General features: G+C 43.1%; 14 protein-coding genes. 6 read left to right on the top strand and 8 right to left on the bottom strand.

What is annotated here, in order from left to right; all coding sequences use genetic code 11:
• Positions 1-49 precede the first annotated feature (49 nt).
• Together Q0Q74_RS02695 and Q0Q74_RS02690 are read left to right on the top strand one after the other, a co-directional pair.
• Positions 50-3616 (top strand): HD domain-containing phosphohydrolase, encoded by a 3567-nt coding sequence (locus tag Q0Q74_RS02695; RefSeq protein ID WP_294428261.1) that lies wholly within the window; start codon positions 50-52, stop codon positions 3614-3616.
• On the top strand, positions 3613-4809 hold the full coding sequence (locus Q0Q74_RS02690; protein WP_294428259.1) for a BMP family ABC transporter substrate-binding protein: 1197 nt from the start codon (positions 3613-3615) through the stop codon (positions 4807-4809). Before Q0Q74_RS02695 ends, Q0Q74_RS02690 begins: the two co-directional genes overlap by 4 nt.
• Positions 4810-4816: 7 nt before the next feature.
• Here the strand turns inward: Q0Q74_RS02690 and carB are convergent, their stop codons facing one another.
• The 6 genes from carB to Q0Q74_RS02660 form a co-directional block, all read right to left on the bottom strand.
• Entirely contained in the window at positions 4817-6454 is a 1638-nt protein-coding gene (carB, locus tag Q0Q74_RS02685; RefSeq protein ID WP_294428257.1) for a carbamoyl-phosphate synthase large subunit, read from the bottom strand.
• A 131-nt stretch (positions 6455-6585) separates the two neighbouring features.
• The gene (locus tag Q0Q74_RS02680) at positions 6586-7062 is read right to left on the bottom strand and encodes an 8-oxo-dGTP diphosphatase (RefSeq protein ID WP_294428255.1); all 477 of its coding nucleotides are present in this window, start codon (positions 7060-7062) and stop codon (positions 6586-6588) included.
• 232 nt (positions 7063-7294) lie between these two features.
• Positions 7295-8926 (bottom strand): chaperonin GroEL, encoded by a 1632-nt coding sequence (gene groL / locus Q0Q74_RS02675; RefSeq protein WP_294428254.1) that lies wholly within the window; start codon positions 8924-8926, stop codon positions 7295-7297.
• A gap of 119 nt (positions 8927-9045) precedes the next feature.
• Complete coding sequence (locus tag Q0Q74_RS02670; RefSeq protein WP_294428252.1) at positions 9046-10407, bottom strand: MATE family efflux transporter; 1362 nt, start codon at positions 10405-10407, stop codon at positions 9046-9048.
• A gap of 117 nt (positions 10408-10524) precedes the next feature.
• Complete coding sequence (locus Q0Q74_RS02665) at positions 10525-12639, bottom strand: methyl-accepting chemotaxis protein (protein WP_294428250.1); 2115 nt, start codon at positions 12637-12639, stop codon at positions 10525-10527.
• A 42-nt stretch (positions 12640-12681) separates the two neighbouring features.
• Positions 12682-14736 (bottom strand): methyl-accepting chemotaxis protein, encoded by a 2055-nt coding sequence (locus Q0Q74_RS02660; RefSeq protein ID WP_294428248.1) that lies wholly within the window; start codon positions 14734-14736, stop codon positions 12682-12684.
• Positions 14737-14929: 193 nt separating this feature from the next.
• On the opposite strand from Q0Q74_RS02660, the gene Q0Q74_RS02655 reads away from it, so the two are divergent.
• The 4 genes from Q0Q74_RS02655 to Q0Q74_RS02640 all read left to right on the top strand — a co-directional run bounded on the left by Q0Q74_RS02655 (position 14930) and on the right by Q0Q74_RS02640 (position 19223).
• A complete protein-coding gene (locus Q0Q74_RS02655; RefSeq protein ID WP_294428246.1) occupies positions 14930-16126 on the top strand; it encodes an ABC transporter ATP-binding protein in 1197 nt (398 codons plus the stop codon).
• A gap of 122 nt (positions 16127-16248) precedes the next feature.
• Complete coding sequence (locus Q0Q74_RS02650; RefSeq protein WP_294428244.1) at positions 16249-17145, top strand: ABC transporter permease; 897 nt, start codon at positions 16249-16251, stop codon at positions 17143-17145.
• 103 nt (positions 17146-17248) lie between these two features.
• On the top strand, positions 17249-18124 hold the full coding sequence (locus Q0Q74_RS02645) for an ABC transporter permease (protein WP_294428242.1): 876 nt from the start codon (positions 17249-17251) through the stop codon (positions 18122-18124).
• A 46-nt stretch (positions 18125-18170) separates the two neighbouring features.
• Positions 18171-19223: an extracellular solute-binding protein gene (locus Q0Q74_RS02640; RefSeq protein WP_294428240.1), complete on the top strand. Its 1053-nt coding sequence runs from the start codon at positions 18171-18173 to the stop codon at positions 19221-19223.
• On the opposite strand, the gene Q0Q74_RS02635 is transcribed toward Q0Q74_RS02640, so the two are convergent.
• Together Q0Q74_RS02635 and Q0Q74_RS02630 are read right to left on the bottom strand one after the other, a co-directional pair.
• Complete coding sequence (locus tag Q0Q74_RS02635; RefSeq protein WP_294428238.1) at positions 19220-20296, bottom strand: glycosyltransferase family 2 protein; 1077 nt, start codon at positions 20294-20296, stop codon at positions 19220-19222. The genes Q0Q74_RS02640 and Q0Q74_RS02635 overlap by 4 nt on opposite strands.
• A 183-nt stretch (positions 20297-20479) precedes the next feature.
• Complete coding sequence (locus Q0Q74_RS02630; RefSeq protein WP_294428236.1) at positions 20480-22828, bottom strand: hypothetical protein; 2349 nt, start codon at positions 22826-22828, stop codon at positions 20480-20482.
• Between the last annotated feature and the right edge of the window lie 6 nt (positions 22829-22834).

Here is a 22834-nt window from a genome sequence, read left to right as displayed (position 1 = left end):
GCAAGCATAACGCTAGCTTTATTGAAATTATCAGTTATAATAATAGCGTATGCTTTCTAAAAAAGATTTAAAGACTGCCCTTTTTGTAATTTTCTGCATCTTACTCAATCTTTCCGGGAAATACTTTGCGAAAACCTTTCAGCTTCCGCTTTGGCTTGATTCTTTTGGTACAGTTTTTGCCGCATACGCAATCGGGCCCTTTTGCGGGGCTGTAGTTGGCGTCACAATGAACATCACCTACAGCCATTTTTCTGCACTTTCATACATTTACAGCATTTCAAGCATCGTACTAGGAGTTACGGTCGGAATCGTTGCCCGAAGGAACTGGTTCAAAAACTTTTTCGGTACAATGTGTGCGAGCATTCTGGTCACTGCACTTTCGGTCGTTTTTGCAGTCTGCGTTAACTGGATTTTCAACGACGGCATGACGAACAATATCTGGGGTGACGGCGTAATCAAATATCTTGAAGAACAGGGAATGCCCGTTTTCATCAGTTCGATTATAGGTCAGTTCTATATGGACTTTTTGGACAAAGTAATCACGCTGGGCACGCTTTATCTTCTATTAAAAGTATGGCGCAAACGGCAGCTTGTTCTCTCCGAAATCAAGGAAATCAAAAATAACAGCTCTTCCCGCTTCATGATTTTTGCACTCCTTGCAGCCTTTTTACCGCTTTCTAAAAGCGAGGCAGAAAGTCAGTTCAGAAATCAGGATTTTACCTCTTATGTTCAGACAATTTATTCCAGCGACAACGGACTTCCATGTGGCGAAGCAAACGATATCGCACAAACTCCAGACGGCATTTTGTGGGTCGGAACTTATGCAGGTCTTTACCGCTACAACGGAAGCGAATTCCGCTGGATGAAAGACTTCAATTCAGTGCGAAATGCGAACTGTCTTTATGTAGACGAAGAAGGCCGACTTTGGATTGGCACAAACGATAACGGCCTCTCAATCTGCATAAATGACAAAATCATCACGACTCTTGACTACGATGACGGACTTCCTTCAAATTCAGTGCGTGCAATCGTAAAAGGTGCCGACGGTTATTATTATGTGGGAACCTCAATCGGCATTCTCGTTCTTGAACTCAACAGCGGTTTGCGGGTATGCAACATTATCAAAGATGTAGGTTACACTGTCGATTTGAGCGCGGACAAAAACGGCTTCGTTTCGGCAATCACTTCAAGCGGCGAGCTTTTTATTCTTAATGAAACAGAAGTCAGATTTTCACAGTCACTTTCCGCAAACAAAGAAATTTTCAAATGCTGCACTTTTGACGAAAACGGCATTCTCTATGTCGGAACTACAAAAAATCACATCTACCGCTACAAAATCACAGAAGAAAGTGCAACGCTGCTCGGCAAAGATTCATGCGATTCACTCAACTACATCAACAAAATCTATTTTAGCGAGAACCGGGTTTTCGTCTGTGCGGACAACGGAATCGGTTTTTTCACGGACGGAAATCCATTTCACATCATAAAAACCGGCAGTTTCAACAGTTCAATCGACAACATGACAATCGATTATCAGGGAAACTACTGGTTCACTTCTTCACGGCAGGGACTTCTAAGAATCTCATCTTCTTCATTTACAAACATTTACGGCACGCTGGGTCTCTCCTCAAAAGTCGTAAATTCCGTAATCAAATGGAATGATGCACTTTATGTCGGAACAGACAAAGGCCTCGACATCATCAAAGATGAAAAGAAAATTTCCACACCGCTGTCACAAATGCTGGATAATGCCCGAATTCGCTGTCTCATAAAAGATTCTGCTGACAATCTCTGGATTTGCACTTACGGTCTGGGCTTAATCAAAACCGAAAAAAGCGGCAAATTCACTGTGTTTGACACAACGAACGGAAATGTCGGCAACCGAATGAGGGTTGCAGTTGAGCTTTCTGACGGAACAATTGTAGCCGGCGGAGTACGCGGACTTTCCTTCATCAGAAACAATAAAGTCACCAAAACAATCAATTATAACAAGGGCGCAAACAGTGCCATGACACTTTCCCTCATGCAAATGAAAAACGGCACTCTTCTTGCAGGAACTGACGGTGACGGCCTTGCAATCATCCAAAATGATGAAATTGTCCGAATTCTTACCCTCGACGATGGCCTTACGAGTGATGTAATTTTACGCACGGTTCAGGAGCCAGAAGGAAACGGCGTATTCATCGTAACAAGCAATTCCCTGTGCTATATGAGCGAAGATTTTGAAATCCGCCCGCTCAAAAATTTCCCCTACTTCAATAATTACGACATTCAAGCAAATTCAGACGGAAATTTCTTTGTGCTTGGAAGTGCCGGAATTTATGTCGTGGACAGTGAAGCCCTTCTCTCTGACACCGAAAAACTTCAGTACGATTTGCTTGATTCAAAAAGCGGCCTCAATTCGAGCCTCACCGCAAACGCATGGAACTACAGCGATGAAGACGGCAAACTGTACCTTTCATGCGGAACAGGCGTTTATGTCCTCGATATGAACAATTACATCTTCGCAAAACTTTCTTACCACATGATGGTTTCTTCCATAAATCTTGACGGCGTATCTTTTCAAATCGAGCGAAGTGAACCATTCATCATAAACAGGAAAACGAGCAAAATTGAACTGTTTCCGGAAGTCGTCAATTACACGGTTCTTGATCCATTAGTAAGCTACTGGCTTGAAGGTTTCGACAAATCTGAAATCATCATCCCGCAAACTCAGCTAACAAAAGTCACTTACACCAATCTTCCTTCCGGCAATTATACTTTCCACATCGCCGTTTTTGACAAGGACGAAAATATCATCGAACAGAGCAGCTATCGTCTTATCAAAGAAAAAGCGATTTACGACACCACTTATTTCAAAGTCTATCTGCTTTTGGTTTCGGTGCTTGCAATCGCCTGGTTAACATGGGTTTTAGTACGCAACCAGCTTCAGCACAGGCTCGACATTCAGAAACGACAGGTTGAGCTGGCAAAAGAGCAGGTCAGGCTCGGTAATGAAACGATTCTCGCTATCGCAAAGGCAGTCGATGCAAAAGACGAAAATACAAGCCAACATTCAATGCGCGTCTCAGAATATTCTGTCATGCTTGCGCGGGAACTCGGCTTTTCTGAAGCGGAATGTGAAAATCTGCGCAAAGCCGCCCTTCTCCACGACATCGGAAAAATCGGTATTCCAGACAGAATCCTAAACAAGCCCGGAAAACTCGATGATAAAGAATATGCAATCATGAAGTCTCATGTAACGCGCGGAGCACAAATTCTCAAAGATTTCACGATGATTGAACATGTCCATGAAGGCACCCTCTATCACCACGAAAAATATGACGGCACAGGTTATCCGCAGGGCTTAAAAGGTGAGGCAATCCCGCTCTACGGGCGAATTATCGGTGTGGCAGACGCATTCGATGCCATGACGGCCAATCGTGTCTACCGAAAGCAGCTTGATTTCGACTATGTGCTCTCTGAACTCAAACGCTGCCGTGGAACACAGTTTGACCCAAAAATCGCGGACATTATGCTTCATCTGATTGAAACAAAGAAAATCAATGTTGAAGAGCTTTACAAAAAAGCAAAAAAATCCGCTGAATCAGAAGGACAGGCAGGAGAACAAGCATGAAGCGCGAAAACAAAATCACAATCATCACGGCACTGATTTTCATAACGGCATTTTCTATCAATCATTTTTTCTTCGACCCGCAAAATTCACCTAAGGAAGTGCTGAAAATCGGCTTTGTCTACGACGGCGACGAAAGCATTCCCTACACAAACAATTTCATCCGCGCACAGCACACTATCGAAGAGAGATTCGGCGAAAACATTCAGATTCTCTCGCGCAGCAATGTAAATCCTGACGATTTAGAAAAAACCTTAACTGAGCTAGTCAGCAAAGAATGTTCACTGATTTTTACCACAAGTTATTCACACGCAATCATCGCAAAAGAATTCGCCAGAATGTACCCAAAAATTCATTTCTGTCAGGCTTCGGGCGACAATGCCGCGCAGGAACCCGTGCTCAAAAACTATCACACTTTCATGGGTGAAATTTATCAGGGTCGCTATGTTTCAGGAATCGTTGCTGGAATGAAGTTAAAAGAGCTGATTGACAGAAATCTCATCGAAGAAGACGAAGCAAAAGTCGGCTATGTCGGGGCCTACCCCTACCCGGAAGTAATTTCAGGATTCACGGCATTTTTGCTGGGTGTGCGTTCCATTGTTCCACAAGCGAAAATGCTCGTAACCTACACTTACACCTGGAGCAGCTTTTCCGAAGAAAAAATCAAGGCCAGCTACCTCATAAACGAAGGATGCCACATCATCTCACAGCACTCAGACACAATAGGACCGGCAGTTGCCTGTGAAGAAGCCTTTGACAAAATCGTCTTCCATGTCGGATACAATCAAAGTATGGTTAACATCGCGCCCACCACATCCCTCACATCAACACGCATAAACTGGACTCCATACATCACTGGTGCCGTCGATGCAATTCTCAAAAAAAAGAACATCGAAAAATCAATCAAAGGACATGCTATCGGTACCGATGTCGGTGCGGGATTCGATTTGGGCTGGGTTCAAATGCTCGAACTAAATTCAATCATCACGGCTGAAGGAACCGAAGAAAAAGTCGCAAAAGAAATTCAGGCGTTCAAAAAAGGCAGGCGACCGGTCTTCGTCGGAAATTACATTGGCGTAAATCCCTACGACGAAGATGACACCTGCGACCTGCGTAAAGAGTTCAAAGAAAACGAACATTCCTCGGCACCATCTTTCTGCTACATTTTAAAAGATATAATCACGGTCGAAGAATAAGTTTGGCTTAGGCTTTCTTTCGCTCTTTCAAGAACAATTCCGCCTCATTTTCGCCGCCCGTCGTCGAGTAAAAATAAGGTGTTTCCGCATCAAATTCACCCGCACAAGTATCAACCATTTTGAAAGAACGCGGAGGATAAAGCATTGAAGGGGAAAGCCTTCCCCTCGCTCCAAACGCCACGGCGTTTTCCGCTACCCCTTCTGCGGGGACACCCCGCAACGCCCCGGCATTTTCCTGTTCAGCTATATTCACGAGTTTCCAAAGGAACCATTCGTCTATTTTAGTGATTTCATGAATTTCATCGACTGTGAGCAATTTTCGCTTTAAAGCCTGATAAATCGCAAAAATTCTCTGGTCAGTGCATTGAGCAACCCGCTCCCGAATTTTTTCATCACCTTCCTTTTCAAAAGCAGGAAGATTCAAATCTTTTACACCGATTTCAGCACCACGAGCTGCCTTCAAAATCGCTTCCTCAAAGTTCTGCCCGATTGCCATAACTTCACCAGTCGCCTTCATCTGAGTTCCGAGTTTTCGAGCCGCATAAACGAATTTGTCAAACGGGAACTTAGGCATTTTTACGACAACATAATCCAAAACCGGCTCAAAGCAAGCAGCCGTTTTCTTTGTAACAAAGTTCGGAATTTCATCGAGAGTATAGCCAATCGCAATCAAAGCTGCTACTTTTGCAATCGGATAGCCTGTCGCCTTTGAAGCCAGCGCAGATGAGCGTGAAACACGCGGATTAACTTCGATTACGGCATATTCAAAAGTGTCAGGATTGAGTGCAAACTGACAGTTACAACCGCCTTCAATCTCCAGTGCCGAAATGATATTCAGTGCCGCACTTCGCAGCATTTGATATTCTTTATCAGCAAGAGTTACTGTGGGCGCAATTACAATGGAATCACCAGTATGAACGCCAACCGGATCAAAATTTTCCATTGAACACACGGTTATTACATTTCCTTTGGAATCACGCATAACCTCAAATTCAACTTCTTTCCAACCAGAAATACACTTTTCCACGAGAATCTGATGAATCGGGGAACGGTGAAGACCATTATGAGCGATTTCGTCAAGTTCACGGTCATTTTTTACGATTCCGCCGCCTGTTCCGCCGAGAGTAAATGCAGGCCGGATAATTGCCGGAAAACCGATTTCGTTATGCACAAATTCCACTGCACTTTCATAATCTGTCACGACTTTTGAAGGAATGCAGGGTTCGCCAATTGCTTCCATCGTGTCTTTGAACATCTGCCTGTCTTCAGCTTTGTCAATTGTTGCAGGCCGTGCTCCCAAAAGCTTTACCCCGTGACTTTCCAGAAATCCTGATTTTGCAAGTTCCATGCTCAAAGTAAGGCCAGTCTGACCGCCCAAAGTCGAAAGCAAAGAATCAGGTTTTTCTTTTTCGATAATCCTCTGCAAAGTTGTAAGAGTAAGCGGTTCCAGATAGATTTGATCGGCCATAACATGATCTGTCATCAATGTAGCAGGATTTGAATTTACAAGACAAACTTCCAATCCCTGCTGCTTCAAAGCCTTACACGCCTGATTTCCCGCGTAATCAAATTCTGCAGCCTGACCAATTACAATAGGGCCCGACCCGATAATCATAACTTTATGAATATTTTTATTGAGTGGCATTTTTTCCTCGTCATTTCCGAAACAGATTCGGAGCAAAAAAAACAGCGACCCCGTAAAAACAAGGTCGCCATCGACAGAAAATAATATATCACTTTGGACAATTTTAGGGAAGTCTAATTTTCAATATAATTTCAAGATGAAATCTTTTTGCCATTCAAAACGGCCTCGATCAACACGCCTTTCTGATAAACAAGTTTAAGCGAAAAGAACGGGGAATTTTCACGAAGCAGACGGAAAAAAATCTTGTCTCCCTCCCAGAGTTCAAGCGAATCAATTTTGTCAATCGGAAACCACTCCAGCTTCCCCTCATCGCAATCAATTAACTCACCATGAAATTCCGTAGCTGTAAACAAGTGCATGTATTCAGCAGTATCATCATCAGAAACGAAAGTCACGATTCCACGAAAACGATAGCTGTCGAGCACAAGTCCGGTTTCTTCTTTTACCTCCCGCAAAAGACAGTCTTCAGGACTTTCTCTCTCTTCAAAATGCCCGCCAACTCCAATCCATTTGTCGTGATTTATGTCATTTTTTTTAGTGACGCGGTGCAGCATGAGATAGCATCCGTCTTTTTCGATATAGCAAAGTGTAGTCAGTTGTGATTTCATAATACCAATATAACGAAAAAGCTCGCCCCAAAAAAGAGCGAGCTTCGTTTTTTCGTCTAATTAAGAAAGATGCACAGAATGAATTAGTACATTCGCCGAAGTCCTTACGGACTTCTTCACGAGAAATCGTTACCGATTTCTCGCCTTGCTTACTAATAATCCATTCCCATTCATGCTCGCTTACGCGAGCTAACGAGTTTTCTTGCGAAAACTCGCGGAATTTCCTTGCTTATTAGTACATTCCGCCCATGTCAGGAGCAGCTGCCGGTGTTGGAGCTGGAGGTTCAGGAATATCAGTTATAGCACATTCTGTTGTGAGGAGCATTCCTGCTACAGAAGCTGCGTTCTGGAGTGCGCTTCGTGTTACCTTTGCCGGGTCGATGATACCAGCGTCCATCATATCTACCCATTCGCCTGTGTAAGCGTTGTAACCAGTGCCTTTCTTCTCGCTCTTTGCTTTGTCTGCGATAACAGCACCGTCAACACCTGCGTTCTCTGCAATCTGGCGGATTGGCTCTTCGAGTGCGCGGCGGACAATTCGGAAGCCGACTTTCTCGTCTTCGCTCAAGTCTTTTGCAGCATCGTCTGTGAGAGCTTTTGCAGCCTCAATCAAAGCAATTCCACCACCGCAAACGATACCTTCTTCGAGAGCAGCGCGAGTTGCGGCAAGCGTATCCTCAACGCGGAATTTCTTTTCTTTCATCTCTGTCTCAGTGATAGCACCGATGTTGATAACAGCTACGCCACCAGCGAGTTTAGCAAGGCGCTCCTTGAGCTTTTCTTTGTCGTACTCAGAAGTTGATTTTTCAACCTGAGCTTTGATTTCTGCAACGCGGGCAGCGATTGCGTCTTTTGCACCTGCACCGTCAACAAGAACTGTGTTGTCTTTGTCGATTTTAACTGATTTAACCTGACCAAGCTGAGCAAGTTCAGTTGTTTCAAGCTTGAGGCCCAATTCCTCAGAAATTACTGTACCGCCAGTCAAAATAGCGATATCCTGAAGCATTTCCTTTCGGCGATCACCAAATCCTGGAGCCTTAACAGCAACGCATTTGAGAGTTCCGCGGATTGAGTTGAGAACGAGAGTAGCCAAAGCCTCGCCATCCATGTCTTCGCAGATGATTACGAGAGGTTTGCCTGTCTGAGCAACTTTCTCCAAAACTGGGAGAAGGTCTTTCATTGTAGAGATTTTTTTGTCATGAATCAAAATGAAAGCATCGTTGTAGTTTACTTCCATGCGCTCACGGTCTGTTACGAAGTAAGAAGAGATGTAACCGCGGTCGAACTGCATACCTTCTACGGTCTTAACAGTTGTGTCCATGTTCTTTGACTCTTCAACAGTGATTACGCCGTCTTTGCCAACTTTTTCGATAGCATCAGCAAGGATTTTACCGATTTCAGGATCGTTGTTAGCAGAAATTGTTGCAACATGAGTGATATCCTCACTGCCCTTAACTGCACGGCTGTTCTTTTTGATAGCCTCAACAGCAACAGCAGTAGCCTTGTCGATACCGCGTTTGATTTCGATTGGAGTCATACCGGCAGAAACGCTCTTCAAACCCTCGCGAACGATAGCGTAAGCCAAAACTGTAGCAGTAGTAGTACCGTCACCAGCAACATCGTTTGTCTTAGAAGCAACTTCCTTTACAAGCTGTGCTCCCATGTTTTCATAAGGATCTTTGAGCTCAACTTCTTTTGCAACAGAAACACCGTCTTTTGTGATTGTCGGTGCACCGAATTTTTTGTCGAGCATTACAAGACGGCCACAAGGACCAAGTGTAACTTTTACAGCGCGAGCAATCTGCTCAACGCCACTAAGCATCTTTTTGCGGGCATCTTCATTAAAAATCAACTGTTTAGCCATTTTTGTTTTATCTCCTATAAGACTTGTGTATGCCGAAATTTTTCAACATCATCAAGTCGTTATTTAAGTTTGTACAACAATAAAAGTAATAAAAAAAAGTGAATTCGGCAAGAAAAATTTTATTCAGTACGCTTAAATTCTTTGTTCATAAAGAAGAACATCGCAAAAGCCATAACGACCGAAACATAATCAGCAATTGGCTGTGAAAGAATCAACCCTTCAAGACCAATCAGTTTGTTCATTATAATTGTACATGGAACAAACACAAATCCCTGACGGCTGACAGCGAGCGCAAGTGACTCTTTTGCTTTTCCCATTGCCTGAAAAGAAAAGTTGAAGACAAACAGGATTCCCAAAAGAGGACTAGAGAACATGAGCGCACGAAGCATCTTCATTCCCATTTCGATTACAGACTCATCATTAATGAATACGCTGACGATTTGACGAGTGAAGACTATATAAAGCGCGCCAAGCAAGATTCCTGCGATAATATTGCACAAAACGGCAAATTTCATGGTATCTTTCATGCGACGGAAATTTTTTGCTCCAAAATTATAGCCAATCAAAGGCTGAACACCTGCACCCAAACCAAGCTGAACGAAAACGACGAGCATATTTGCCTTCATGGCGATTCCCATGCCTGCGACCGCAACATCCCCGTAAGCAACCAAAAACTTATTCATCAGAATGTTGCTCAAACTCATAAGAATGTTTGTAATTGAAGCCGGAAGTCCGATAAGAAGAACTCCTTTCAGAATTCCGTTTCTAATAGTAAAATACTTCGGATTCAATGTAAGCACTGAAGTTTTTCTACAAACATGAATAAAATAGAATAGAATTGAAACAAGATTTCCAATGACAGTAGCAATTGCCGCTCCAGCAACTCCAAGTCCCAGACATGGAATGCCAAAGATTGAGTCCAAGATAAAAATCGGGTCGAGAATGATGTTTGCGATTGTTCCAGCCATCATGCCTTTCATTGAACTTTGAGCAGCACCTTCACCACGGATAAGATTTGTGAAAGCCGTAGAAATAACGATTGCCGGTCCACCATAAGCAATCCATGAAAGATAAGATTTTGCAAAACCGAAAGTGTTTTCGCTCGTACCGACAGCGTTGAGAATCTGTGTCATGAAACTGAGCATCAAGATTGCACCCACAATTCCGACAAAAATTCCTGCATAAAGACAGAACGAACTTATTTTTTTTGCCTTTTCATATTGCTTTTCGCCTAGAGCACGGCTTAAAAAAGATGAACCGCCCATACCGAAAATGTTACCGGCAGCCATAAAAAACAAAAACACTGGAGTCGCCACGCTCACCGCAGCAACCTGATTAGGGTCACCTGTTCTTCCTACGAAAAATGTGTCAACCATATTATAAAAGACAGCAACAATCATGCTCAAAACGGTAGGAAGAGCCAACTTGAAGACCGCTTTAGGAATCGGGTCTTTCTCAAAAACATCAATATTTTTCAGCATAGAAAGAATTTAGCAGAAAACGACAAAAAATGTCAACAAATGCGGGATAGCCTGACAAGACAAAAAAATGCCCCGCACGGATGCGGGGTAAACGACGAGAGTTACAGGATGTAATTATTAAACCTTAAACTTATCAACCTGTTCGCCGATTTTTGCAATTGAACCATTAATCTGGTCAGAAACTTCTGTCAACGCAGAACCTGTCTCGTTGATTTTTCTGGCTCCAATTGACATTTCTTCCATACTCTGACTCATTGCAATCGCAGCATTCTGGAGAAGCTGAACTTCTTTGAGAATCATCTTATTGCCTTCTTCCATTTCAGATGACGCATTTCGGACTTCAACAGTGCTGTCGTTCATAGTATGGAGTGCTTCGGTAATCTGCTGAGAACCTTCATTCTGCTCTTCCATTGCAGCCTTAATCTGCATTACGAGAGCATCAGTTTCTTCGAGTTTTCTAGAAACAGTCTCGAATGCAAGGCTTGACTCACCAGAAGCTGCAACGACCTCATTGATTGATTCCTTAATATTGTTGAGCTGGTCACCAATTGTCTTTGACTGAGCAGTTGATGTTTCTGAAAGCTTACGGATTTCATCTGCAACGACCGCAAAGCCCTTTCCTGCTTCACCAGCGTGTGCAGCTTCGATTGCCGCGTTCATAGCGAGCAAGTTCGTCTGACTTGCGATATCCGAAATAGCAACATTCGCTTCCTGAAGCATCTGTGACTGACTTTCAATTTCTTCGATTCGGTCATTGACGGCTTTCTGCTTTGAAATTCCGACCTGAGAATTTGCGCGAAGTTCATTGAATGAATGAGCCATCTTTTCCATTGAACCGTTTACAGAAGAGATATTACCAATCATCTCTTCAACAGCCGCACTAGCCTGAGTAACACCAGATGACTGTGATTCAATCATTCTCTCAAGAGATTCAATATTTGATGCAATCTGATTTACAGCACCTGCCGTCTGGTTGACCGACTGATTCTGAGAATCAATCTGACGCTTCATGCTGTCGATGTTTGCAATAATCTCTGTGATAGAACTTGCTGTGTCTTGAGTTGCCCCGGAAAGATTTTCGCCGGCAACCATAAGCTCGTCTTTTGAATTTTTGACATCACCGATGATTGTCTGGAGCTTGCCGCTGAATGCGTTGAAGCCTTTGACGACATATCCGATTTCGTTGTTTGAGTCGATTTCGATTCGTTTTGTAAGGTCTGCATCGCCCGAAGCAATGCCGGAAATTGCTTTTTCGACGATTGCAAGCGGTTTGAGAGAACTTACAAGCAAAAGTGCCGTAATCAAAGCAAGAGCAACAACACTGATACCAGCGAACAAGAACATGAGGTTTCGGATTGTGTTGACCAACTCGTAAATCTCATCATCTGGGATAGAAAGTGCCATTGACCATGGAGTACCTGCGACAGGGCGATAAACGATTAAATCCTGACCGTTACGACCATTTGCCTTTTTCCAGCCTTCACCACGTTCTCCGTTTGTCATTGCCTTTGCAATTGCTACATTCGCTGCGCTAATACCTGAGTCAGTAAGAAAGTTTCGCTGCATAATCAAATCAGTCTGCTTGTGAGCAATAACCATACCTGTGCTTGCAAGCAGATAACCAAAGCCTTCTTTACCGATTTTAATCTGGGCAATTTCTTTAGTGAGGTTTTCAAGGTTTACGATACCCGTGACCATAGCGAATTTTTTGCCGTTTCTGTCTTTAAGCGGGCGTGAAACATGAATAACAGGCTTTCCTGTAGTTTTGCCGATTACAGGGTTATCAACAAATTCTTCTTTGCCTTCCTGCATGATTGCCTTGAAGTAGTCACGCTCAACGATGTTCGTGATTCCGCCCAAGTCCGTGCGAGCTTTTCCATCGGGGCCGGTAATCATTACATAGTCAAAATCTCCGTGCAATTTCTGATGCTCAGGCTCTTGAATCCACTCATAACAAGCTTCCAAATCGCCTTCTTTTACGACATCAGCATGAATATAAGCATTAAGCTGCCGATAGTAGCCCTTAATATCATTCTGCAATGCGGCCGAATAACCGTCCATCATGTTCTCATACATGTGAATATCTTCTTCAACGATGTCCTTTTTGGCATTCGTAGTTACGAAGATAAGCTGAACGGCATTGACCGCAACGATGACAAGCCCAAGAAGAATGACCAATCTTTTGATCAAGCTTGTGCGATTATCCTTTGAAGTACTAGCAGATTTCGCCATACTTTAAAAAACTCCTTGTAAGTGTATATATTTTCAAACTTTTTAAACTTTAAACTGATCGACCTGCTCACCAATCTTACCGATTGACTGGTTCATCTGGCCGGAAACTTCGGTGAGAGCCGCACCTGTCTCATTGATTTTGCGTGCACCGATTGACATTTCTTCCATACTCTGGCTCATAGTCATTGCCGCATTCTGGAGAAGCTGAACTTCTTTAAGAATCATCTGATTTCCTTCCTGCATCTCGGTCGATGCATTTCGGACTTCAACAGTGCTGTCGTTCATGTTGTGAAGAGCTTCAGTAATCTGCTGAGAACCTTCATTCTGCTCTTCCATTGCCGCCTTAATCTGCATTACGAGAGCATCTGTTTCTTCGAGTTTTTTAGAAACCGTCTCAAATGCAAGGCTTGACTCAGAAGAAGCAGCAACGACTTCATTGATTGATTCCTTAATATTGTTGAGCTGGTCACCAATTGTCTTTGACTGAGCAGTTGATGTTTCTGAAAGCTTACGGATTTCATCTGCAACGACCGCAAAGCCCTTTCCTGCTTCACCAGCGTGTGCAGCTTCGATTGCCGCGTTCATAGCGAGCAAGTTCGTCTGACTTGCGATATCCGAAATAGCAACATTCGCTTCCTGAAGCATCTGTGACTGACTTTCAATTTCTTCGATTCGGTCATTGACGGCTTTCTGCTTTGAAATTCCGACCTGAGAATTTGCGCGAAGTTCATTGAATGAATGAGCCATCTTTTCCATTGAACCGTTTACAGAAGAGATATTACCAATCATCTCTTCAACAGCCGCACTAGCCTGAGTAACACCAGATGACTGTGATTCAATCATTCTCTCAAGAGATTCAATATTTGATGCAATCTGATTTACAGCACCTGCCGTCTGGTTGACCGACTGATTCTGAGAATCAATCTGACGCTTCATGCTGTCGATGTTTGCAATAATCTCTGTGATAGAACTTGCTGTGTCCTGAGTTGCCCCGGCAAGATTTTCACCGGCAACCATGAGTTCATCTTTAGAAGTTTTGACATCCCCGATGATGTTCTGCAATTTACCGGCAAAGGTATTGAATCCGTTGACGACATCACCAATTTCATCCTGAGTTTTGAGCTCGATTCGCTTTGTGAGGTCTGCATCGCCCGAAGAAATGTCCTGGAGAGTGTTCTTAACACCAGTGAGCGGTTTGAGCATTGAGCGGACAAGAAGCATAGCAACGATTACAAGAGCCGCACCCAAACCGATTATGATTGGAATGATGATTCTGGTGATTTTTCTGACTGCATTTGCGATTACAGCAGTGCTCTTTGCAACGAAAATCATGCCGGAAATGTTACCGCCGTTGTCTACGATAGGAACATATACACTCAGATAGCTGTTTCCGTTGATTATACTTTCGCCGCCAAACTTCTGGCCTTTCTTTAGGACAGTGTTTACAATTTCTGCATTGTCAAGTTTTGAGCCGATAAGCTTAACACCGAGCGTTGTAGCAACACGAATATCTTTGCTGAAGATTGTACATTCGACCTTGAAGTGTGTTCTGACCTCATCGATGAATTCATCGGTTACGAGGCTGAATCCACCCACAACCGTACCAACGATAGAACCCTGTACACGAACCGGATATGCAAAAATCAAACTGTAAGGACAAAGTTCTGTTTCTTCATAGCAGTAGTCGATTTCACCGGCAAGAGCACGCTTTACTGCATAACAGTTTGACATGTCTGTAAGCCGTTTGGCACCGGCAACGACAATACCCTGTTCATCAGTAACAAGCAGCATGTCAATATTGACAACCATTTTCTGGTCTGTTACAAGCTGTTCAACCGTATCGTAATGATTTGTACGAAGGGCTTCAGCCAGACGGGTTTTATCGGCCAGAACGAGCGTGGCGTTCTGAAGGATTTCCTTCCAGTTGTCCAGGGTGTCCATAACACCAAGTTCTGTGGTTTCAAGGTTTTCAACAGTTATATTACGGATTTCAGAACTTGTGACCTGAGTGGCGATAAAAGCAACTGAAACAGATGCAATAATTATCGCTACAGCAGCAAGCATACTGATTTTGGTAGAAAGCTTAAGACTCCTCATTTTGACTCCTATATTAAGATTCTCTTAATATCTTATCTGTATTTTCTGAATAAAGCAAATTTTTTCTTAAATAAAATTGTCATCACAAAAATATTCTATAGAAAATATTGATTATTTCTATTAAATGGAATATAAAAAGACTGTCGGGTCATAAGGCCAGAGACATTTTTTTTACACACGAGGCGCGAAAATATTGAAAGGAAGTCAGGTAACAATCAGCAATGTACACAAGCATTTTGGAGATTTTGTCGCACTGGACAACATTGATTTTACCATCAAGCAAGGCGAATTCTTCACACTTTTAGGACCAAGTGGCTGCGGAAAAACCACTTTGCTCCGAATTCTGGCAGGATTTGAATTTCCTGATAAAGGCGAAGTTTTTTTTGATGAAACCGATGTAACAGAACTTCCTCCGAACAAACGCCATTCAAACACGGTTTTTCAGAATTATGCACTTTTTCCGCACCTGAGCGTCTACGAAAATGTAGCTTTTTCTCTTAGACTTCAGAAACTCCCAAAGAACGAAATCGATGAAAAAGTCCGCAAATATGTTCATCTTGTTGAGCTTGACGAACACATCTACAAAAAGCCGAATCAGCTTTCGGGCGGTCAGAGGCAACGAGTCGCAATCGCACGCGCATTGATTAATGAGCCAAAAGTTCTGCTTCTCGATGAACCGCTTTCTGCCCTTGATGCCAAATTGCGCTCAAATCTTCTGGTGGAACTCGACCGTCTTCATGACAAAATCGGCGTCACCTTCATCTTCGTCACTCATGACCAGAGCGAAGCACTTGCCGTCTCAGACCGAATTGCCGTCATGAATCATGGGCATGTTTTGCAAGTCGGTTCTCCATACGAGATTTACGAAAGTCCTGCAACTCAGTTCGTCGCACAGTTCATCGGCGAGACAAATCTTTTTGAAGCAAGCGTCGTAAAATGCGAAAGCTACAAAGTTGAAGGCAAAGCCGACATTGAGCACATGGTCACTCTCAATGTTCCGGCGCTCGGTATGCAGGCACAGCTCACAGGCGACACACAGGCCACCAAAGAAGAAGACAAAAACATCCTCGTTACCGATTATGAGCACACCGATGAAGGTCAGAAGGTCGCATTCACCGTGCGTCCAGAAAAAATCCGAATCACCCTCGAAGAACCAAATGTAAATGGCCGCAAAGACATCAATGTTTTCAAAGGAATCGTCGAAGAGCCGGTCTACACAGGTTTCCAGTCAAAATTCTATGTAAAACTCGAAAAAACAGGCACAATCGTCAAAGTCTTTAAGCAGCATCAGAACTACCTCGATGAAGGCCCGGAAATTCAGTGGAAGGACACCGTATACATCTCATGGTCAGCAGAAGACGGCTACATTGTAGAAGACATAGAAAAGTGAGAAGTTAGAAATTAGAAATGAGAAATTAAGGACGAGCAACGCGATGTCCAGTAAAATTGCTAATTGCTCACTGCTAATTGCTAATTACTAACTGCTAACTAACTTTTTAGGAGATTCTTTACATGAAAAATAAAATCCCAAAAGCGAATCCAGGCCCATTTTACTCATACCCTATGGGGCTTTGGTTCTCACTGTTTTTTATTGTGCCGCTGGCTATAATCGTGGCATATTCTTTTATGAAGCGAGACATGTTCGGTGGTGTCATTAAAGAATTTTCACTTGATGCCTACAAGCAGATGTTCACGCCCGCTTACGGAAAGATTTTCCTGCGCACGCTCGGCATGACCTTGGTTGCGACAGCAATTTCCATTCTGATTGCGCTTCCCTGCGGATATGCGATTGCCCGAAGCCGCCATCAGACTACGCTTTTGATTCTCGTAATCGTTCCGTTCCTTACAAACTCGCTCATCCGAATCTTTGCATGGATGACAATTCTTGGAGAAAACGGCACTTTGAACTGGGTTTGCGAGTTTTTCGCCAAATTCTGCTTTTTCGTCACTCAGAACGAGAACGGCGTTTTTGTTCCGCATAAGTTCATGTTCACAAAAGGCGCCGTCATTCTTGTAAGCATTTACATGTATCTTCCCTATGCGATTCTGCCGATTTTTACTTCGGTTGACCGCTTTGATTTCACTTTGCTCGAAGCCGCACGCGATTTGGGTGCCACTAAGGCCGGTGCAATCATGCGCGTCATGATTCCTGGAATCAAATCCGGCATCATCAGTGCGCTCATTTTTACATTCATCCCGATTTTCGGAAACTACACGGTTCCACAGATTATCGGTTCAACAGAAAGCTATATGCTCGGAAACATCATCATGGATCAGATTCAGAAGGCACGCAATTTGCCGCTTGCATCTGCATTCAGCGTGGTGCTCACAGTCGTCAGTATGGCAGCAATTTTGTTCATGATTTCTTCGGATAAGAAGGAAGCTAGCCTCAAAAAGATGAAAAATTGAAAGAAAAATTGCATCCGTGCAATTTTTCTTTCTGACGAGTTTTTACACGCAAAAACTCGCCCGGCTGCCACATCCTTGTGGCTATACAATAGGAGTTTACATAATGGATTTTCTTATTTCGGTAATACTCGCACTTTTAAAACGAAATCCTCTCGCAAAGGCCGAAGGAAACAAACATGCAAAGCGAAACTGGAAAAAACACGGCCGTGCATTCTCTTTTTCAAACACCGTACTAATCATCGCACTGCTCTTCCTTTTCGTGCCGCTTTTCGTGATTATCTTCTACTCATTCAATGCCTCAAAAGGCTCAAAATTCACGGGCGTGTCTTTGGTCTGGTACGAAGAACTTCTCTTCAGCTCAGGCCGTCTCTGGATATCGCTTTTGTACAGTGCAATCGTCGCTCTCGTTTCGGCAGCAATTTCCACTGTTTTGGGAAGTCTTGCCGCAATCGGTAACAACTGGTACAAATTCTTCGGCCGCTCATACATTCAGTCGGTCAGTTTTTTGCCAATGGTTTTGCCAGAAGTCATCATGGGTGTTTCGCTTCTCATCTTCCTCAGCGGAATCAACATGAATCTGGGTCTTGGCACAATCATCATTGCACACACAACTTTCTGTCTTCCATTTGTCTACCTCATGGTTTCTGCCCGCGTTGACGAATTCGACTATTCAATCATCGAAGCGAGCCACGACTTGGGCGCAAATGAAACTCAGACACTTTTCAAAGTCATTATTCCTGCAATCATGCCTGGAATCATGAGCGGCTTCATGATGAGCGTTACAATGTCAATCGAAGATTTCGTAATCACTTCGCTCGTAAACGGCAATGTTGAGACTTTACCTATTTATGTATATAATATGATTCGGCACGGTGTAAGTCCTGTAATCAACGCACTTTCATTCGTACTGATTCTGCTAATCGGCGGCTTGGCGGTTCTTCTCAGAAAGAGCCTTAAAGGTTTCGCAGCAGCACACTAAGCATCCGCATGATGCAAACAGATAAATCTTTTTTTGGAGAAAAGAAATGAAACTTCTTTCAAAAATCTCTTTGGCGGCGTTCGGGGTTGCCGCTGCTTTGGGTCTAAGCTCTTGTGGTCAGGGCAAGACATTAAAACTTTTCACATGGACATACTACACTCCAACAAGCGTAGTCAAAGCGTTCGAAAAAGAATTCAACTGTCAAGTCATCGTCACAGAATACGACTCAAACGAAACAATGTTCAACAAGCTCATTAACGGCGGCGCAAAAAGTTTTGACATCGTTGTTCCATCACAGGACTATGTTTCAATCATGATGAAGCGCGGAATGTTCCAGCCATTGATTCAGGAAAAATTCACAAACCGCGACAAAATCAACCCAAAAATCCTCGAAAAAGTCACTTACGACCCGGATATGGTTTATGCAGTTCCATACTACTTCGGTGCAGCAGGAATCGGTGTTAACAAAAAGAAGATGCCGGCTGGTGACTACGAGCGCACATGGAACATCTTCGCAGATCCACGATTCAAGGGTCATGCTTCAATGATGGACGACTACCGTGAAGTAATCGGTGACGCACTCAAATACAAAGGATATGCAGTAAGCACAACAAACGAAGACGAAGTTGCTGATGCAGTTGATTTAATCAAAAAGCAGTGGCTCCCGAACATCGTAAAATTCGACGCAGAAGGATTCGGTAAAGATTTCGCTCGCGGCGATTTGTGGCTCTGTCACGGTTATGCCGAAGTTATGTACGGCGAAGTTCCGGAAGATGAATGGGAAAGCACAATCGACTTCTTCATTCCTGAACAGGGCGGTGCTTCTTACCTCGACAGCATGTGTATTCTTAAAGATTCAAAGAATGCCGAACTTGCAACAGAATTCATCAACTTCATTCACAGACCAGAAAATTACGCTCAGTTCCTTGACTTCTTCAACTTCCCGTGCTTCGTAAACCTTGAAGCAGAGCAGTACATGAAGTCAACTCCGCTCTATCCGGCAAGCGCAATGAATAACTGCGAGCTTAAAGACGATTTGGGCGAAGACCTCGACTTGTACTACAAGAAGTGGGAAGCTCTTCGGTTGCAGGTTAACTAATTCGGTTGCTCCCTGGCACGCAGGGCAGCTTCCATCTTTTCAACAAAGCCCGTTCCCCAATACTCACAGAGCATGGAGCGGGCTTTTTCTTTTAGCTCAGGAACAACGACTTCATTCATCTGCCTTATGTTGTTCGCAAGATAATATCTTGTCATGCCGCGGATTTTATTCACTTCGTCTTCAGAAAGAGCCGACTGACTTTCAATCCATGTGCTGATTACGCTGAAAACGCTCGCGGTGGAGCAAATCATTTTCCATTTGTGCATCGTGTCGATTTTGCGATGGCTGGTCATGCCGGTGTTCACGCGGTAACGGTAAACCTTTGTTTCAATTCCGATGTACGATTGCGCATATTGCCCCAAAAAGAAGAATAAAAGCACATCGTCCGCCATGTTGCACTCTGTGTAGGGAATGTTCTCGTAGGCTTTTACCCACAGTTCGCGTTTAATCAGCTTGCCCCAGGTGTTTGCGGTAAAATCACCGTTCAAAAGCCATCTTCGGAACACATCATGCCCTTCAATCTTTCCGTAAAAAATCTTGCCGTAACGATTGTCTTGTGCAGGAGTAAAATTGCCGCTTTCGTCAAAAGTTCCCGCCGTAGAAGTGCCGTGGACAATGTCAAAGAAATTCGTATCTTCATGTTGATTTTGAGATTCACCGTCATTCAAGGCGTTTTTTGGCTCATCTTCAATGAAAGCCGCCTTGTACAAAGCCGTGAGTGCTCCAGCTTCCATTTCATCGTCACTGTCGCACTGAGTCATGTAAAAACCGCGCGCCTCGTAACAGAGCGAACGCCGGACCTCGATTAGACCGCGATTTTCCTTGTGCTCGATAAAACGGAACAACACACGCGGAAGATTCTTTTCTTTGCGGAATTTATCACTTTCTTTTTGAGCTAGCTTAACGATTTTTTTAGCAGTTCTGCCCTTTTCATCCTTTCCACGGCTGGCATCACTCACAACAACAACTTCAAACGAATCAAAATCCTGCGTATATACAGAACGCAAGCACTGTGCAAGATACGCTTCGGTGGAGAAAACAGGGATACAGACAGAAATTATCGGATTATTCATTTGGGATTACAGAACGGATGTGACAAGAGGGATGTCCAATAAGTTAAGCACTGCGGTCATTGAGCTTGTCGAAATGACCTCTCAGACTAAACATGGTGGTTTCGACTAGCTCAACCACCACACAACTTTTTTTTAGACATCCCCCTGAATTTGATTTATATTGCTTTTAAGAGAGAGAAGATATTAGTCACCACAAGGGATGATTGGACGACCGCCATTAGAAAAGAAACTGCTGAAGCCACAACCGTTTTTAAGTGAAGAATACAATGTAGTTACATCGCCTATACCAAATCCATCCACTGTTCCATCTTCATCAAGTGCATAGGCATCTACACTTTGAGAGAGTGTATGCGCCCAATATGAACCACTCATTCCCAAATCAGAATAAACGGTATCAGTATTCGTAAAATCAAAGTCTTTATCAGTTTCTTTTGTGGCAAGATTAGCCGTTCCTGTTGAGAAACTTTCCAAATCAACTTCTACAACACGGTTTACATTCTTGTATTTATATGCACCGTAAGCGTCCGTATAGAAAGCAACGCCATCATCGGCAATCACAAGTTTTTTGGGTTTAAGTGCAATAAACTTTTGAGGACCATAGAATGCCGAATTGCTTAATGTAAGTTCACCTGATTCGTATGATGTTTTAGGAGAACAGATTTCGAATATTGGCTCACCACCTGATGATTTAATCGTGCTTACATCCAGCAAAAGCGGTTCTTTAAGCAATTCATCTGTATAAAGCTGATAACCATCAAGGGTATTCTGAGATGTAGATTCGTGATATGCAGTATACACATATTCAGTTTCAGATTCTGTAGTGACTATATTGCCTGCAAGACCAATACAGTTGAGTGTGCTTCTAGACAAATCATATTGAAGAACGGCACCGCGACTTTTAAATGTCAATCCATTTGGAGACAAAACAATTTCTCGTGCAAGAAGGTACAAAAGTCCATCCTGATAAATCATGTCAGAAATTTCGGTTGAATCACCAAATCCAAAAGAAGTGATTAGAGTTCCTACAGATTCTACAGGACATCCATCGCCTGATTCGTTATAAAGATCTACCCAGGCTACATCAAGATATACAACGAGTGCACCATCATACTCAGAACGAATTCTTGCAAAGTAAGCAACTCCGTCATACATCATAAAAGAAGTAGAATCACTAACAATTTCGTCACTTGAAAGCTTATAAGTCTTGGAATCGCAATAGTATGAATTTTGGTCATTATAAGTATATGAACCGTCTTCGTTTGTAATGCGATGCAATTCCATATTTTGCGAATCAAATATGTAGAGGAAATTCGTTTTTCGGTCAACAGCGATTTTGGAGCCTAAATCACCATAGAGATACATCGCTCCGTTATTTGCAGTAGCAGTCTCTTTGCCAAAATCAGTTTTATTTGATGTTATATAAGTTGATGATTCCAGTCTTTTTGTAACCGCATAGAAATTTCCATTACCGTCAAAACAGAATGAATTGTCACTAGAAGAATCATTCGATGCAGTAGGAGTAGCAGGAATCGTTCCAAACGAAATCGAAGATTTTCCTTCACCATCACTAGTTACAGAATAATCGACAAGATTATATTCAAAATGCTGGTTAACTCCTTCGCCTTCAATCGAATAAAGAACCATCTGCGTACTTGGCACAAAATCCGGCCCATACTTCTCAATCAGCTCATCCGTAATCACAAAGTTTGTCTTGCCCGTATTTTCATCATACTTCAAGTGAGAGCCGCTTCCGTACCATGTGTCTGTGGTGAATCCGCCGAAAACTTCGATTGCTTCGGTGCACTTGTAAAGCGTAGTGCCGTCTTCATCGAAAAATGAAAATGTAACTTTGTATGGGTTCGGTTTTATGTTTGTAAGGTTGATTCGTGCGACACCGCTTTCAAAATCAACAGTGCGTGTTTCTGCAAGGGAATTGTCGTTTCCTGCAGTAGAATAAAGGTCAGCATTGAAAGAAAGTGATTTAACTCTGCTTGTCGAAGTTGCATCTTGGATTGAAAGATTGATTGCTCCGGCATCTGATTCAATTGTGCTGTAACCTGGCTGCAAAGCAATATCCATGTTTTTCGCAATTTCACTTACAGGCTTTGCACTTACAGGCTTTGCTTTAAAGTAATCATCGACTGCGACTACGAGTAATCCATTCAGAATATGACTTGCCGAATCGTCGCGCTTGGCTCTTACATAAATCGTCCATTCACCGGGTTCATCCAGAAAAATTGAATAGGACATTGAAGTTTCATCAAAAGTACCGTCAATGCTTCTTGGAGTATCTGGATTCGAGGGGGTTCTCTCGTATGCATCTACTGAATACGAAAGGCCGTCCAGTGGCAATGAGCTTGAAGCAGAACGCGCGCCTGACACCAAAACTTTGCCTGTAACGAGACAGCTTTTTGTGTCAGTGCGGGTAGTTTTTATCTCATCGTTTTTTGATTCAGTCAAATCTGAACAGCCAGCAAATGTAAGCAGGATTGCGGAAAATGCCGCGCAAAATGTTTTTATCGTTGTTTTCATATTAAT

It is taken from the genome of uncultured Treponema sp. (assembly GCF_946187725.1).
Taxonomy (GTDB): Bacteria; Spirochaetota; Spirochaetia; order Treponematales; family Treponemataceae; genus Treponema_D.
This window is presented reverse-complemented; position numbering and strand designations above follow the sequence as displayed.

Coding starts and splice junctions, on each gene's coding strand:
- Q0Q74_RS02695 (WP_294428261.1), top strand. CDS start 50: ATGCTTTCTAAAAAAGATTTAAAGACTGCCCTTTTTGTAATTTTCTGC.
- Q0Q74_RS02690 (WP_294428259.1), top strand. CDS start 3,613: ATGAAGCGCGAAAACAAAATCACAATCATCACGGCACTGATTTTCATA.
- carB (WP_294428257.1), bottom strand. CDS start 6,454: ATGCCACTCAATAAAAATATTCATAAAGTTATGATTATCGGGTCGGGC.
- Q0Q74_RS02680 (WP_294428255.1), bottom strand. CDS start 7,062: ATGAAATCACAACTGACTACACTTTGCTATATCGAAAAAGACGGATGC.
- groL (WP_294428254.1), bottom strand. CDS start 8,926: ATGGCTAAACAGTTGATTTTTAATGAAGATGCCCGCAAAAAGATGCTT.
- Q0Q74_RS02670 (WP_294428252.1), bottom strand. CDS start 10,407: ATGCTGAAAAATATTGATGTTTTTGAGAAAGACCCGATTCCTAAAGCG.
- Q0Q74_RS02665 (WP_294428250.1), bottom strand. CDS start 12,639: ATGGCGAAATCTGCTAGTACTTCAAAGGATAATCGCACAAGCTTGATC.
- Q0Q74_RS02660 (WP_294428248.1), bottom strand. CDS start 14,736: ATGAGGAGTCTTAAGCTTTCTACCAAAATCAGTATGCTTGCTGCTGTA.
- Q0Q74_RS02650 (WP_294428244.1), top strand. CDS start 16,249: ATGAAAAATAAAATCCCAAAAGCGAATCCAGGCCCATTTTACTCATAC.
- Q0Q74_RS02645 (WP_294428242.1), top strand. CDS start 17,249: ATGGATTTTCTTATTTCGGTAATACTCGCACTTTTAAAACGAAATCCT.
- Q0Q74_RS02640 (WP_294428240.1), top strand. CDS start 18,171: ATGAAACTTCTTTCAAAAATCTCTTTGGCGGCGTTCGGGGTTGCCGCT.
- Q0Q74_RS02635 (WP_294428238.1), bottom strand. CDS start 20,296: ATGAATAATCCGATAATTTCTGTCTGTATCCCTGTTTTCTCCACCGAA.
- Q0Q74_RS02630 (WP_294428236.1), bottom strand. CDS start 22,828: ATGAAAACAACGATAAAAACATTTTGCGCGGCATTTTCCGCAATCCTG.